This window comes from Streptomyces sp. SUK 48 (assembly GCF_009650765.1).
Classification (GTDB): domain Bacteria; phylum Actinomycetota; class Actinomycetes; order Streptomycetales; family Streptomycetaceae; genus Streptomyces.
The window spans coordinates 4,813,028-4,826,555 of sequence record NZ_CP045740.1 but is presented as its reverse complement, the minus strand read 5'-3'; the positions used below and the strand labels follow the sequence as shown (position 1 = coordinate 4,826,555).

General features: G+C 71.7%; 11 protein-coding genes, 1 tRNA gene and 1 pseudogene. 4 read left to right on the top strand and 9 right to left on the bottom strand.

The genetic code is table 11. The features are described 5' to 3' along the window. Positions 1-145 precede the first annotated feature (145 nt). Complete coding sequence (locus tag GHR20_RS21150; RefSeq protein WP_125211178.1) at positions 146-823, top strand: MerR family transcriptional regulator; 678 nt, start codon at positions 146-148, stop codon at positions 821-823. Positions 824-867: 44 nt separating this feature from the next. Here the strand turns inward: GHR20_RS21150 and GHR20_RS21145 are convergent, their stop codons facing one another. After that, on the bottom strand, positions 868-1,662 hold the full coding sequence (locus GHR20_RS21145) for an exodeoxyribonuclease III (protein WP_243878382.1): 795 nt from the start codon (positions 1,660-1,662) through the stop codon (positions 868-870). Positions 1,663-1,747: 85 nt separating this feature from the next. Between GHR20_RS21145 and GHR20_RS21140 the strand changes: the two genes are divergently transcribed. Beyond that, entirely contained in the window at positions 1,748-2,224 is a 477-nt protein-coding gene (locus GHR20_RS21140) for a GNAT family N-acetyltransferase (protein WP_153814076.1), read from the top strand. A 176-nt stretch (positions 2,225-2,400) separates the two neighbouring features. On the opposite strand, the gene GHR20_RS21135 is transcribed toward GHR20_RS21140, so the two are convergent. The 7 genes from GHR20_RS21135 to galU form a co-directional block, all read right to left on the bottom strand. Continuing rightward, a tRNA-Ala gene (locus GHR20_RS21135) sits at positions 2,401-2,474 on the bottom strand. Positions 2,475-2,564: 90 nt separating this feature from the next. Beyond that, the gene (gene glpR / locus GHR20_RS21130) at positions 2,565-3,752 is read right to left on the bottom strand and encodes a gephyrin-like molybdotransferase receptor GlpR (protein WP_194858945.1); all 1,188 of its coding nucleotides are present in this window, start codon (positions 3,750-3,752) and stop codon (positions 2,565-2,567) included. Positions 3,753-3,873: 121 nt separating this feature from the next. Continuing rightward, complete coding sequence (locus GHR20_RS21125; RefSeq protein WP_194858944.1) at positions 3,874-4,482, bottom strand: GNAT family protein; 609 nt, start codon at positions 4,480-4,482, stop codon at positions 3,874-3,876. A gap of 20 nt (positions 4,483-4,502) precedes the next feature. Beyond that, positions 4,503-5,003 carry a molybdenum cofactor synthesis domain-containing protein gene (locus GHR20_RS21120; RefSeq protein ID WP_153814075.1) on the bottom strand — a complete coding sequence of 167 codons (501 nt, stop codon included), beginning with the start codon at positions 5,001-5,003 and terminating at the stop codon, positions 4,503-4,505. After that, positions 5,000-5,512, bottom strand: coding sequence for a cyclic pyranopterin monophosphate synthase MoaC (gene moaC, locus GHR20_RS21115; protein WP_111586011.1), 513 nt, complete (start codon positions 5,510-5,512; stop codon positions 5,000-5,002). Before moaC ends, GHR20_RS21120 begins: the two co-directional genes overlap by 4 nt. Before the next feature lie 104 nt (positions 5,513-5,616). Continuing rightward, positions 5,617-6,939 carry a gephyrin-like molybdotransferase Glp gene (gene glp / locus GHR20_RS21110; protein WP_153814074.1) on the bottom strand — a complete coding sequence of 441 codons (1,323 nt, stop codon included), beginning with the start codon at positions 6,937-6,939 and terminating at the stop codon, positions 5,617-5,619. Continuing rightward, positions 6,936-7,847, bottom strand: a complete 912-nt coding sequence (gene galU / locus GHR20_RS21105) for a UTP--glucose-1-phosphate uridylyltransferase GalU (protein WP_153814073.1) — start codon at positions 7,845-7,847, stop codon at positions 6,936-6,938. The genes glp and galU overlap by 4 nt, the downstream gene beginning before the upstream one ends. Positions 7,848-7,969: 122 nt before the next feature. On the opposite strand from galU, the gene GHR20_RS21100 reads away from it, so the two are divergent. Continuing rightward, positions 7,970-8,584, top strand: coding sequence for a 5-formyltetrahydrofolate cyclo-ligase (locus GHR20_RS21100; RefSeq protein WP_153814072.1), 615 nt, complete (start codon positions 7,970-7,972; stop codon positions 8,582-8,584). Between the two features lie 70 nt (positions 8,585-8,654). Here GHR20_RS21100 and GHR20_RS21095 read toward each other — a convergent pair. Continuing rightward, positions 8,655-11,542: pseudogene (locus tag GHR20_RS21095) on the bottom strand (penicillin acylase family protein). Between the two features lie 216 nt (positions 11,543-11,758). Here GHR20_RS21095 and GHR20_RS21090 point away from each other — a divergent pair. Continuing rightward, positions 11,759-13,408, top strand: a complete 1,650-nt coding sequence (locus GHR20_RS21090; protein WP_243878096.1) for a potassium/proton antiporter — start codon at positions 11,759-11,761, stop codon at positions 13,406-13,408. Positions 13,409-13,528: the final 120 nt, after the last annotated feature.

Below are 13,528 nucleotides of genomic sequence, written 5' to 3'. Positions count from 1 at the left end.
CCGGAGCCTCCACGCCTCGCCTTGAAATGCCGCCCGTCGATGCTGCCAGTGAACACTGGCACGATGGGACTGTAGAGCAGCTCCGTACCGAGCGGTAGGGGGCGCGGGAAGGAAAGTTACCGGCGGTACACCATAGGCTTCGGGCGTGGCAGCAGACACCGAACACCCGGAGGCAGCCCGTCGGGGCCCGCGCGAGTACCGCACGGAGGAGCTGGCGCGACGGGCCGGCATCACCGTGCGCACCCTGCGCTTCTACCGCGAACGCAAGCTGCTGCCGCCGCCCCGCCGCGAGGGCCGTATCGCCTGGTACGACGACCACCACCTGGCCCGGCTGCGTACCATCGGCGCCCTGCTGGAGCGCGGCCACACCCTGACCGGCATCGCGGAGCTGGCCGAGGCCCTGGACCAGGGCCGGGACGTCGCCGACCTGCTCGGCGTCGGCGCCCCCACCGAGGAGGAGCCGATCCGCCTCACCCCGGAGGAACTGGCCGCCCGCTTCGAGGGCGAGGTCACCCCGGAGAACCTGGCCGCCGCGATGGAGCTGGGCTACCTGGGCACCGACGGCGACAAGATCGTGCACATCAGCCGGCGCCTGCTGGACGTCTCCTCCGCCCTGGTCCGCGAGGGCATCCCGCTCGCCGAGGTCCTGACCGCCGGCGCCCGCGTCCGCGAACACGCCGAGGCCCTGGCCACCCTCTTCTCCGACCTGATCCTCCGGCACGCCCCGGAGGAGGACCTCCACCGCCTGCGCCCCCTCGCCCGCAGCGTGGTGGAAGCGGAACTGTCCCTGGCGATGGACCGGCAGCTCAATAAAGGGGAGTAAGAGGGAGTAAGGGGAGCAAGGGGGGAGTAAACGGCTGAACGGGACTAAGCGCCGTAGGTGACGGTCACCGGCGCGTGGTCGGACCAGCGCTCGGCGTGCGAGGCGGCCCGCTCGACGCGCGCCTTGAGCGCCCGCGCGGCGAGGCCCGGGGTGGCCAGCTGGTAGTCGATGCGCCATCCGGAGTCGTTGTCGAACGCCCGCCCCCGGTACGACCACCACGTGTACGGGCCGTCGACGTCCGGGTGCAGGGCCCGTACGACGTCGACGTAGCCGCCGTCCGCCGGGGCGAGGACCCGGCCCAGCCAGGAGCGTTCCTCGGGCAGGAAGCCGGAGTTCTTGGTGTTGCCGCGCCAGTTCTTGAGGTCGGCCTCGCGGTGGGCGATGTTCCAGTCGCCGCAGACGACCACCTCGCGGCCCCCGGCGGCGGCGCGTTCGCGCAGCGCCTTGAGGTGATCGAGGAACTCCCCCATGAAGCGGATCTTCTCGTCCTGCCGCTCGGTGCCGACCTCGCCGGAGGGAAGGTAGAGGGAGGCGACGGTGACGCCGGGCAGGTCGGCCTCGACATAGCGCCCGCTGCCGTCGAACTCGGCGGACCCGAAGCCGATCCGCACCCGGTCGGGCTCACGCCGGGTGTACAGGGAGACGCCCGCACGCCCCTTGGCGGCCGCCGGGGCGTGCACCACATGCCAGCCCTCGGGCTCGCGCACCTCCTCGGGCAGCTGGTGCGGCTCGGCGCGCACCTCCTGGAGGCAGACGACGTCCGCCTCCGTCCCGGCCAGCCACGGCACGAAGCCCTTCTTGGCGGCGGCCCGCAGCCCATTCACGTTCACCGAGGTCACAGTCAGCACCGGAGCACGATACCGGCACACTGGACGAAGCCCTCACGAGCGAGGGGTCCCACCCGCACGGAAGCGCGATGCCCAGATGAACATTCGCCGCGTAGGTTTCGACCACCCCGACGCCATGAAGCTCAACGACGCGGTGCAGGCCGAATACGCCCTCCGTTACGGCGACGCCGGCGATGAAACCTTCCTCACCCCGCAGGACTTCCTCCCGCCCCGGGGTGTCTACCTGATCGCGTACGACGAGGCCGACCGCCCGGTGGCCACCGGCGGCTGGCGCAGCCAGGAGCGCAACGACGAGGGCTACTCGGACGGCGACGCCGAGCTGAAGCGCATGTATGTGATCGAGGAGGTACGCGGCCGGGGCCTGGCCCGCCGGATCCTGAGCGCCCTGGAGGAGGACGCCCGCACGGCGGGGCGCCGGCGGATGGTCCTGGAGACGGGCACCAAGCAGCCGGAGGCCATCGCCCTGTACACCTCCAGCGGCTACACGCTCTGCCCCAAGTTCGGTTTCTACCGCTTCCACGAGGAGAGCCGCTGCTTCGCGAAGGACCTGTAGCCGAAGAATCTGCGGCCGAGTTTATGGCCCGGGCGGGGCCGGAGCGACGGACACGAAGGCCCCGCCACGGCCACCGGGAAGGCCCCGCCACGGCGTGCCGGGCAACGCGTCCGGCGAAACGGTCGTACAACATGTCAAAGCCCCGGTCGGTTTCCCGACCGGGGCTTTGAGCTGCGTGGACCTGAGGGGATTCGAACCCCTGGCCCCCTCGATGCGAACGAGGTGCGCTACCGGACTGCGCCACAGGCCCTTGCAACGAGTGAAACTCTAGCACCCTGATCGGGGTGCTTGGAAATCCGTTCCCGAACTGGTCAGGGGCGGCTTCCGGATGCGACGGCCGTCACTCGTTGGCGGCACGCGGACGGTCGCCGTCCTCGTACTGGTCGAAGAGCGGCGTACGGCCGCGCTCACGGGAGCGGCGGGCGGAGGCGGCGCGGCGCGCGCCGCCGCGGCCGTCGGCCGGCCGGTCCGCCGCGCCGGCCGCCGGCTCGCGCTCCCCGGCCACGGGCGCCTGGTCCGCCTCCTGCTCCGGGGCGACCGAGCTGGACCGCGCCGAGCTCCAGGTGTCCGGGCCGCCCAGGTCGACGCCGGCGGTGGCCCGCGGCGCGACCGGCGCGGTCACGTACGTGGGCAGGGGCACCGGCACCGGGTCCCAGCTGTCGCCATGTCCGGGCCGCCGCTGCCGCTCGCGCTGCTGGTCGACCCACTCGGCGTGGTCGGTCTGCTCGACCAGGGCACGCCGGTCGGCGGCGAGCGTGGAGAGGCCGGGGTCCGTGTCGGTCCCTGTGACCTCCTCCGGTTCGTCGGCGGCGCGGGCGGCCTCCGGGGTCGCGCGCCGGCGCGGCTGGCGCTCACGCAGTCGCTGGGCGGCGGCCTCGGCGTGGCGGCGGTCCATCTGGAAGGCGAACCGGCGCCGTTCCTGGGACCGCAGATAGGCGATGTACGCGCTGAGGAGCACGGCGGGCGCGGCGGGCGCCCACAGGAAGGCGAGGCCGCCCACGGCGGCGACGACCGCGCCGATGGTGAAGGCGAGGAAGAGCAGCACGGTGGTGCGCCGGCGGCGCGCGAGCACCTTCGTGCGCCGGGCCCGCGCCGCGGCCGCCTGCGCCGAGGGGGACGACGGGGCGCGCCGGGGTGCCGGTACGTGCTTCTGGGCCGGGACCGCGGGGGCGTGGCCCCGGTCGGCGTGGCCCCGGTCGGATTCCGGGTCGCGGGACGCCTCGGGCTCGCCCTCCACCGTGACCTGACGGCGGGTCGGAGGCATGGCGAAGGACCGGACGTCCACCGAATCGGTGACGGCGTCCGGATCGACGGCGCCCTGCTCCCCCTCGTCGGTGGAGCGCGCCCGCAGGTCCTTGGCGTATCGGCGCTCCATCCCCGCCCGTCCGGAAAGCAGCCGGATGGCGGTGCTGAAGCGTTCCGTCGGACGGGCCTCGTTCAGCTCGTCCTGCCTACGGAGCCACATCGGCACCAAGTAGGCGGCCCAGGCCCCGACGATGACTGCGTAGATGAGGCCGCTGCTGCTCACGACTCACACGGTAGAGGGGTTTGACCGAAGGTATCCGCCAATTGAGCCGGTGTGTCGCACGATCTGGCTGATATTTCCAGCATTTTTTGCGACCCTTAGGATCAGAATTTCGAACGCATATTCAATTTCTCGGTCCTTGTGCCGCCGATCGTGCCCTCCGCCACCGTCCGAGCAGCCCGTCCGGCACCTCCTCGGCGGTCATCGCGAAGACCAGATGGTCGCGCCAGGCGCCGTCGATGTGCAGGTAGCGCGGCCGCAGCCCCTCCTCGCGGAATCCGAGCTTCTCCACCACCCGGCGGCTGGGCCGGTTCTCGGGGCGGATGCACACCTCGATGCGGTGCAGTCCGACGGTGCGGAAACAGTGGTCCACCACCAGCGCGACGGCCGTCGGCATCACCCCGCGCCCGGCCACCGACTCGTCCACCCAGTAGCCGATGTGCCCGGAGCACATCGACCCCCAGGTGATCCCGGCGACCGTCAACTGCCCCACCAGGCGCCCCTGGTACTCGATGACGAACGGCAGCATCCGGCCCGCCTGCGCCTCGCGGCGCAGATGCCGGACCATCTGCCGGTACGTCGGCCGGTGCGCGACCGGGCCGCTCGGGGTGGGCGGCGGGATCGTGGCCTCCCAGGGGCGCAGCCAGTCGCGGTTGCGGCGGTTCACCTCGCGCCACTCGCGCTGGTCGCGCAGCTTTATCGGCCGCAGGACGACCTCGCCGTCCACCAGCACGACCGGCCAGGTCGACCCGTTCAGTTCGCACCCCCCGAGCCGGGTCTGGCGTGGTCGCCGCCGCGGAGCTGGTCGACGGCGTGGGCCAGCAGGGGCTCCAGGACGGCCAGTCCGTCCTTCACCCCGCCCGTGGACCCCGGCAGGTTGACGATCAGGGTCCGGCCGGCGACCCCGGCCACCCCGCGGGACAGCGCGGCGGTCGGCACCTTCTCCCTGCCGAACGCCCGGATCGCCTCGGCGATGCCCGGCACCTCGTGGTCGATGACGGCGCGGGTCGCCTCGGGGGTGCGGTCGGTCGGGGTGAGGCCGGTGCCGCCGGTGGTGACGATCGCGTCGTACCCGGCGGCGGCGCCCTCGCGCAGGGCGGCCTCGACCGGCTCCCCGTCGGGCACGACCCGGGGGCCGTCCACGGCGAAGCCGAGGCGCGTGAGGCCGTCCGCGATCAGCGGGCCGCCCCGGTCCTCGTAGACGCCCGCGGCGGCCCGGTTGGAGGCGGTGATCACCAGGGCGCGGTAGCTCATGCCCGGCTCCAGTCGCCCGACTTGCCGCCCGTCTTCTCCAGCACGCGTACGTCCGTGATGACCGCTCCCTTGTCGACCGCCTTGACCATGTCGATCACGGTGAGCGCGGCGACCGTCACCGCGGTGAGGGCCTCCATCTCGACACCCGTGCGGTCCGTGGTCTTCACGGTGGCCAGGATCTCCACGGCGTCGTCCGCGACCGACAGGTCCAGTTTCACACCCGACACCGACAACGGGTGGCAGAGCGGGATCAGGTCCGGGGTGCGCTTGGCGCCCATGATGCCCGCGATCCGCGCGGTGGCCAGCGCGTCTCCCTTGGGCACCCCCTCGCCGCGCAGCAGTTCGATCACGCGGGGCGAGACGAGGACACGGCCGCCGGCGCGTGCGGTGCGCGCGGTGACGTCCTTGCCGGAGACGTCGACCATGCGGGCCGCGCCGGCCGCGTCGAGGTGCGTGAGGTGGTCCTGGGCGGGGGATCCGGGGGTCTGCCCCCGGGACGGTTCGGTCATGCTGTGCGGCGCTCCCGGTCCGGGCCCGCGCCGTGCGGTGCGCGGGCCTGCTGTGCGCGACACGGTACCGCCAAGCAGCCGCGCGCAGCCGCCCAGGACGTGCCTCAGCCGAGCACGACGACCTCCACCTCGGTGCCGGGCTCCACGGACTCCATGTCCTCGGGTACGACGATCAGCGCGTCCGCGTGCGCCAGCGCCGCCACCAGGTGGGAGCCCGCGCCGCCGACCGGGGTGACCTCCCCGTCGGCGTACCGGCCCCGCAGGAACTGCCGGCGGCCCTTCGGGGAGCGGAGCGCCTTGTCGGCGGTGAGCGTGGCCCGCAGCACCGGCCGGTGCAGATCGGTGAGGCCCATCAGGGCGCGGATCGCGGGGCGGGCGAACAGCTCGAAGGAGACGTACGACGACACGGGGTTGCCCGGCAGCGCGAGCAGCGGCGTGTGGTCGGGGCCGATGGAGCCGAAGCCCTGGGGCTTGCCGGGCTGCATGGCCAGCTTGCGGAACTCGATGCCGCTGCCCGGCACGTCCTCGTCGCCGATGTCCGCCAGCGCCTCCTTGACCACGTCGTACGCCCCGACGCTCACCCCGCCCGTGGTGACCAGCAGGTCGGCGCGGATCAGCTGGTCCTCGATGGTCGAGCGCAGGGTGTCGGCGTCGTCGGCGACGGCGCCCACCCGGTAGGCGATGGCGCCCGCGTCCCGCGCGGCGGCGGTGAGGGCGAAGCTGTTGGAGTCGTAGATCCGGCCGCGGCTCAGCTGCTCGCCAGGCTGGACGAGTTCGCTGCCGGTGGAGACGACGACCACGCGCGGGCGCGGGCGCACCTTCACCGTGCCCCGGCCGATCGCGGCGAGCAGCGCGATCTGCGGCGGGCCGAGGATCGTACCGGCCTGGAGGGCGTGGTCGCCCGCCTTCACGTCGCTGCCCTCGGCCCGTACGTGCGCGCGGGCCTCGACGGGCCGGTGCACGCGCACCTGGCCCTCGGCGTCCTCGGGGGCGAGGCTGCGGGCCCGCATGCCGCCGGCCGGGCCCTCGCCGAGTCCGCCGTCGGTCCACTCCACGGGGACGACGGCCTCGGCGCCGGGCGGCAGCGGGGCGCCGGTCATGATGCGGGCGGCCTGGCCCGGTCCGACGCGCACCGGGTCGTCCGCGCCGGCCGCGACGTCCCCGACGACCTCCAGGGCGGCCGGGAACTCCTCGCTGGCGCCCGCGACATCGGCGACCCGCACCGCGTACCCGTCCATCGAGCTGTTGTCGAACGGCGGCAGGGACACCGGCACCGTGACGTCCTCGACCAGGACACAGCCCTGGGCGTCGAGCAGTTGGAGTTCGATGGGCTCCAGGGGCTGGACCGTGGCGAGGATGTCCTCCAGGTGCTGATCCACCGACCACAGGTCGTCTTCGCCGGTCGGGCGGGGCGCGGCGCTGCTCAACTCTGCTGCATCTCCTCGGCTACGTAACTGCGGAGCCAGGTCCGGAAGTCCGGGCCCAGGTCTTCACGTTCGCATGCGAGCCTGACAATGGCACGCAGATAGTCGCCCCGGTCGCCGGTGTCGTAGCGGCGGCCCTGGAAGACGACGCCGTGCACCGGGCCGCCGGCCTTCTCGTCGTCGGCGAGCTGCTGGAGCGCGTCGGTCAGCTGGATCTCGCCGCCGCGGCCCGGTTCCGTCGTGCGCAGTATGTCGAAGACGTGCGGGTCGAGGACATAGCGGCCGATGATCGCGTAGTTGGAGGGGGCGTCGGCGGGGTCGGGCTTCTCGACCAAGCCGGTGATCTTGACGACGTCGCCCTCGGCGGTGGCCTCGACGGCGGCGCAGCCGTAGAGGTGGATCTGCTCGGGCGCGACCTCCATGAGGGCGATCACGCTGCCGCCGTGCCGCTCCTGGACCTCGATCATGCGCTGGAGCAGGGGGTCGCGGGGGTCGATCAGGTCGTCGCCGAGGAGGACCGCGAAGGGCTCGTGGCCGACGTGCGGGGCGGCGCACAGCACGGCGTGGCCGAGGCCCCTGGGGTCGCCCTGGCGGACGTAGTGCATGGTCGCCAGGTCGCTGGACTCCTGCACCTTCGCGAGCCGGCTCGCGTCGCCCTTCTTCTGGAGGGCGGATTCCAGCTCGTAGTTGCGGTCGAAGTGGTCCTCCAGGGGACGCTTGTTGCGACCGGTGATCATGAGAACGTCGTCGAGCCCCGCGGTCACGGCCTCCTCGACCACGTACTGGATCGCGGGCTTGTCGACGACCGGCAGCATCTCCTTGGGAGTGGCCTTGGTCGCCGGCAGGAACCGGGTACCAAGACCCGCCGCCGGAATGACAGCCTTGCTGATCCTGGGGTGCGACTGAGTCATGCCCGCCACCTTAACCGGCGACCCTTGGTGCGACCTGGGGCTGCGCTTGGCCCACCCTTTGACGACGACCGGGACGACATCGACGCCGGCAACGGCGGACGGAAAGGGTGCGGGAACGACCCGTGGAACACGACGGACGCGTGGACGAGCCTGACAAGAGGACCTTGCGGCGGAGCCTCCTCGCGATGAGGAACGGGCTGCCGGAGGACGACGTACGGGAGTCGGGCCGGGCGCTGGCCGCGCGCGCCCTGGAGCTGCCCGAACTGGCGGGGGCGCGCACGGTCGCCGCGTACGTCTCCGTCGGCGCGGAACCCGGCACCGGCGCACTCCTCGACGCGTTGCGGGCGCGGGGCGCGCGTGTCCTGCTCCCCGCGCTGCTCGCGGACAACGACCTGGACTGGGGGGAGTACACCGGGCCCGGCTCGCTGAGGGAGGTCCGGCACGGCTCGAAGATGGCCCTTCTCGAACCCTCGGGCCCGCGGCTCGGCCCGGACGCCGTGACGGGCGCGGACGTGGTCCTGCTGCCCGGACTCGCGGTGGACACGCGCGGGATGCGGCTGGGGCGCGGCGGCGGCTCGTACGACCGGGTCCTGGCCCGGCTGGAGCGCGCGGGCGCGCGGCCCCGTCTCGTGGTGCTGCTCTACGACACGGAGGTCGTCGCGCGGGTCCCGGCGGAGGCGCACGACCGGCCGGTGCACGCGGTGGTGACGCCGTCCGGGGTCCGCCGCTTCGCCTGAAGGCCCGCATTGCGCGGAACGGCCCCCCACGCGCGCGTGGGGGGCCGTTCCGGGTTGCCGGGTGCGGCGGTTACGGCTTGAGGACGAGGGTGTCGCTCGTGCTCTTGTCGACCGCCTTCGAGGAGTACGACCAGGGCAGCAGTTCGCCGTTGGCCCACTTGTCGGTCTGGTCCGTGTAGTGCGCGCTGAACGCGTGCCCGGAGGCGCCGGTCAGGTTGATCCACTTGGACTTGTCGAGGTCGGCGAGGTTGACGACCATCCGCATCGACGGCACCCAGACCACGTTGTAGCCGCCCGCGGCGTTCCAGCCGGTCGCGTCCACGGCCGCCTCACCGCCGTTGAGCTTCCAGGGGCCGCGGTCGAGCAGGTACTGGAGCACCTTGGGACCGTCGGTGCCGAGCGTCTGGTTCTTCAGGAACAGGCGGTGCAGCCGGCCCCAGCTCCAGGTGTCGATGTCCTTGCCGAGCTTGGCGGTCAGCTCCCAGCGGGCGTCGATCATGGCGCGCGCGAAGAGCTGGTCCATGTTCTTGGCCGCCGGGCGGGTGCCCTGCTTGGGCGTCGTCCACCAGTCGCTGTCCGGCTTGTTCATCAGGTTGCGCACGACCTCGAACCAGCGGTCGCCGCCGTCCGGCTGCGCCTGGTCCGCGTCGCGCAGGCCGCACTCGCGCACCTTGGCGTTGTCGTCGTCCACCGGGCCGGTGCTGTCGATCTTGTCGACCCACAGGCACTGGCCCTTGACCCGCAGCTCCTTGGGGAGCTTGTTGCCGAAGGCGAGCTTGAGGACGTTGCGCCAGACGGCGTTGAAGTACGCGGCGGCCGCGGAGTCGGAGTCCTGGGTGTAGTCCCAGCCCTCCAGCAGCTTCTGCGCGTCACGCACGTTCTTGTCCGACAGGTTGATCTTCAGCAGCTTCGGCACCATGAGCTTGGCGATCTCGCTGCTGTCGTCCAGCTGCATCTGCCGCATGTCGTCGGTGGAGATCTTGCCGCCACCCTTGATCTTGGACTCGATCAGGTCGGTGATCCGCTGGCTGCGGGTGCCGTAACCCCAGTCGGTGGTCAGGGTGTACGGGTACTTGTCCTTGTCGACCACGGCCTGGTTGGCGGTGACGATGTAGCCGCGCTTGGGGTCGAACTCGTACGGCAGCTCGTCCTTCTGGATGTAGCCGGTCCAGCGGTACTTGGAGTCCCAGCCGGGGCGGGCACGGAGCCGTCGTCCGCGGCGGAGCGCGTCGGGATCTTGCCCGGCAGGGTGTAGCCGATGTGGTTGTGCGTGTCGGCGTAGACCAGGTTCTGCGAGGGCACGTCGAACTTGGCGGCCGCGGCGCGGAAGTCCTTCCAGTCGCCGGCCTTGTCGAGCGCGAAGACGGCGTCCATGGAGGTGCCGGGGTCGAGCGCGGTCCACTTCAGGGCGATGCCGTAGCCGTCGCCGCGGTCGGGGGCGGCGGAGCCGACGGTGGCCTTCTTGCCGACCTGGACCAGCTCGTCGTCGCGGTCCGACAGGAGCGGCATCCCGTCCTGGGTCTCGCGCACGACGATCGTCTTGGCGGCGCCGCCGGCGACCTTGATGGTCTCCTGGCGAGTCTTGAAGGGCCGCACCTTGCCGTCGTACAGGTAGCCGCCCGCGGTGACCTTCTCCAGGTAGAGATCGCTCACGTCGACCCCGGAGTTGGTCATGCCCCAGGCGATGTCGGCGTTGTGGCCGATGATCACACCGGGCATCCCGGCAAACGTGTAACCCGTGACGTCGTACTGGCACTTGGCCGAGACGGTCCGGCAGTGCAGGCCCATCTGGTACCAGACGCCCGGCAGGGACGCCTCCAGGTGCGGGTCGTTGGCGAGCAGCGGCTTGCCGGTGATGGTGTGCTGGCCGCCGACGACCCAGGAGTTGGAGCCGATGCCCTGGCCGTTCACGCCGACGGCGGTCGGGAGGTCGTCCAGGGAGCTGTAGACGCCGCCCAGTTGGCTCGTGAGGCCCGAACCGGAGGTGCCCGAGGCTCCGGAGCCGGTGGCGCCCGTCGTGCCCGCAGACGAGCCCGTGGCGCCGGTGGTGCCCGTCGTACCGGTGGTGCCCGTGGTCCCCGTCGTGCCGGTACCCGTGCCCGTGCCGGTCGTCGTGCCCGTGCCCGTGCCCACCGGCGTGCCCGGGGCCGCGCTCTGCTGGAAGCTCTTGGTCAGCGCGTTGTACTGACCCTCCTGCACGATCGGCTTGTTACGGCTGTACGGGTACTCCGGGTACAGGTCCTGGATCTGCTGCGGGCCGAGCCGGCTCGTCATCAGGGCGCGGTCGATCTCGTCCTGCATGTTGCCGCGCAGGTCCCAGGCCATCGCCTTCAGCCAGGAGACCGAGTCGACCGGGGTCCACTGCTGGGGCTTGTAGTCGTTGGTCAGGTTGAGGGCGGCGTACTCCAGGGAGATGTCCTTGCCGCTCTTGCCCTTCAGATACGCGTTGACGCCCTTGGAGTAGGCGTCCAGATAGCTCTTGGCGGAGGCCGACAGCTTGGTGTCGTACTCCTGCTTGGCGACCCGCTCCCAGCCGAGGGTGCGCAGGAACTCGTCGTTCTTGACCTGGCTCTTGCCGAACATCTCCGACAGGCGCCCCGCCGTCATGTGCCGGCGCACGTCCATCTCGTAGAACCGGTCCTGCGCCTGGACGTAGCCCTGCGCCATGAACAGGTCCGCGTCGGAGGACGCGTAGATCTGCGGGATGCCGTTGCCGTCCCGCTTGACGTCGACCGGACCGGACAGCCCGTCCAGCGTGATCGAGCCCGTGGTCTGCGGGAGGGAGGCGCGCACGGCGCTGACCGACCAGTAGCCGCCGTAGGCGATGCCCGCGATGACGGCCAGGACCAGCAGCAGGACGAGCAGTCGGGCTTTGCGCCCCTTCTTCCTGCCTGACTTGGCGGGCGCGGCACCGGTGGTGGCGGTGTCACCCGTTGTGGCGGTGGTGTTCGGGGGCATCGCTGTCCTTGCTGTCCTAACGCGAGCGGCAGGTCGGGCCATGACTTTGAATGAGCGCTGGAGCAACCATAGGCGCAGGACCCTGTGCGCCTTGACGCGGAGTCGGGAACCGGCAGGCACGGGCGTTCGATCTTCTCGCCCTAACGTCAAGAAAGCGTCAAGAATTAGGTAAGGTAACGAAGTACCTGGATGCGGTGCGCCGCAGCCTCGGATCTTGTGTTCGCGCGTCCGCGCGCCCCGCGCCCGGGCCAAGGAAGGGAACCGCCGCTGACTGTTCAGCACCTCAACCAGCTTCTGCTCGTCTGCTCCCTCGTCCTGCTGGTCGCCGTCGCGGCCGTGCGGATCTCCTCGCGCAGCGGGCTCCCCAGCCTGCTCGTCTACCTGGGGATCGGCATCGTCATGGGCCAGGACGGCCTGGGCCACATCCACTTCGACAGTGCCGCCATGACGCAGGTCATGGGCTACGCGGCCCTGGTCGTGATCCTCGCCGAGGGCGGCCTCGGCACCAAGTGGAAGGAGGTACGGCCGGTCCTGTCCTCGGCCGCCGTCCTCGCGACGGCGGGTGTCGCGGTCAGCGTGGGGATCACCGCGGCGGGCGCGCACTATCTGGTCGGTCTGGACTGGCGGCAGTCGCTCATCATCGGCGCGGTGGTGTCCTCGACGGACGCGGCGGCGGTCTTCTCCGTGCTGCGCAGGATTCCCCTGCCCGCTCGGGTGACGGGCACCCTGGAGGCGGAATCGGGTTTCAACGACGCCCCGGTCGTCATCCTGGTCGTCGCGTTCTCCACGGCGGGACCGGTCGAGCACTGGTACATGCTGATCGGCGAGATAGCCCTGGAGCTGGCCATCGGCGCGGCCGTGGGACTCGCGGTGGGCCTGGTCGGCTCCTGGGGCCTCAAGCACGTGGCGCTGCCCGCCTCCGGCCTCTACCCGATCGCCGTCCTCGCGATCGCCATCTCGGCGTACGCGGCCGGCGCCCTGGGGCACGGCAGCGGCTTCCTCGCGGTCTATCTGGCCTCCATGGTGCTCGGCAACGCCAAGCTGCCGCACTGGCCGGCCACCCGCGGCTTCGCCGAGGGGCTCGGCTGGATCGCCCAGATCGGCATGTTCGTCCTGCTCGGCCTCCTGGTCACCCCGCACGAGCTGGGCGACGACGTCGTGCCCGCCCTGGTCATCGGCCTGGTGCTGACCATGGTGGCCCGCCCGCTCAGCGTGGTGCTCAGCCTGACCCCGTTCCGGGTGCCCTGGCAGGAGCAGACCCTGATGTCCTGGGCGGGGCTGCGCGGCGCCGTCCCCATCATCCTGGCGACGATCCCCATGGTGAACGGCGTCGACGGCAGCCGGCGGATCTTCAACATCGTCTTCGTCCTGGTCGTCGTCTACACCCTCGTCCAGGGGCCGACGCTTCCGTGGCTGGCGCGCACGCTGCGGCTGGGCGAGAAGGGCGAGGCGGCCGACCTCGGCATCGAGTCGGCGCCCCTGGAGCGGCTGCGCGGGCATCTGCTGTCCGTGACCATCCCCGAGGAGTCGCGGATGCACGGCGTGGAGATCGCCGAGCTGCGGCTGCCGTCCGGGTCCGCCGTGACCCTCGTCGTGCGCGAGGGGAAGTCCTTCGTGCCGCTGCCCAGCACGGTGCTGCGGCGCGGTGACGAACTCCTGGTGGTCGCCACCGACCCGGTCCGCGACTCGGCGGAGGCGCGGCTGCGCGCGGTCGCGCACGGCGGCAAGCTGGCGAGCTGGCTGGGCACGGACGGGGCGGACGCCAGGGGCGCGAAGGCCGGGGGTCCGCGTCAGGAGCGAGGGTCGCGTCAGGAACGGGGCTCACGTCAGGAACGGGACGCGCGTCAAGAGCGGGGCGCACGTTAAGAACGGGTTTCCTACGGTTCACACCTGGCGAACGCGCCGCGGAATCCCAGGTGACCGGCCCGATGGTGCTCGTTTTCACAGCCCGCGCGGGGGTGGCCCCTGTACGATGAAGGGGCACCC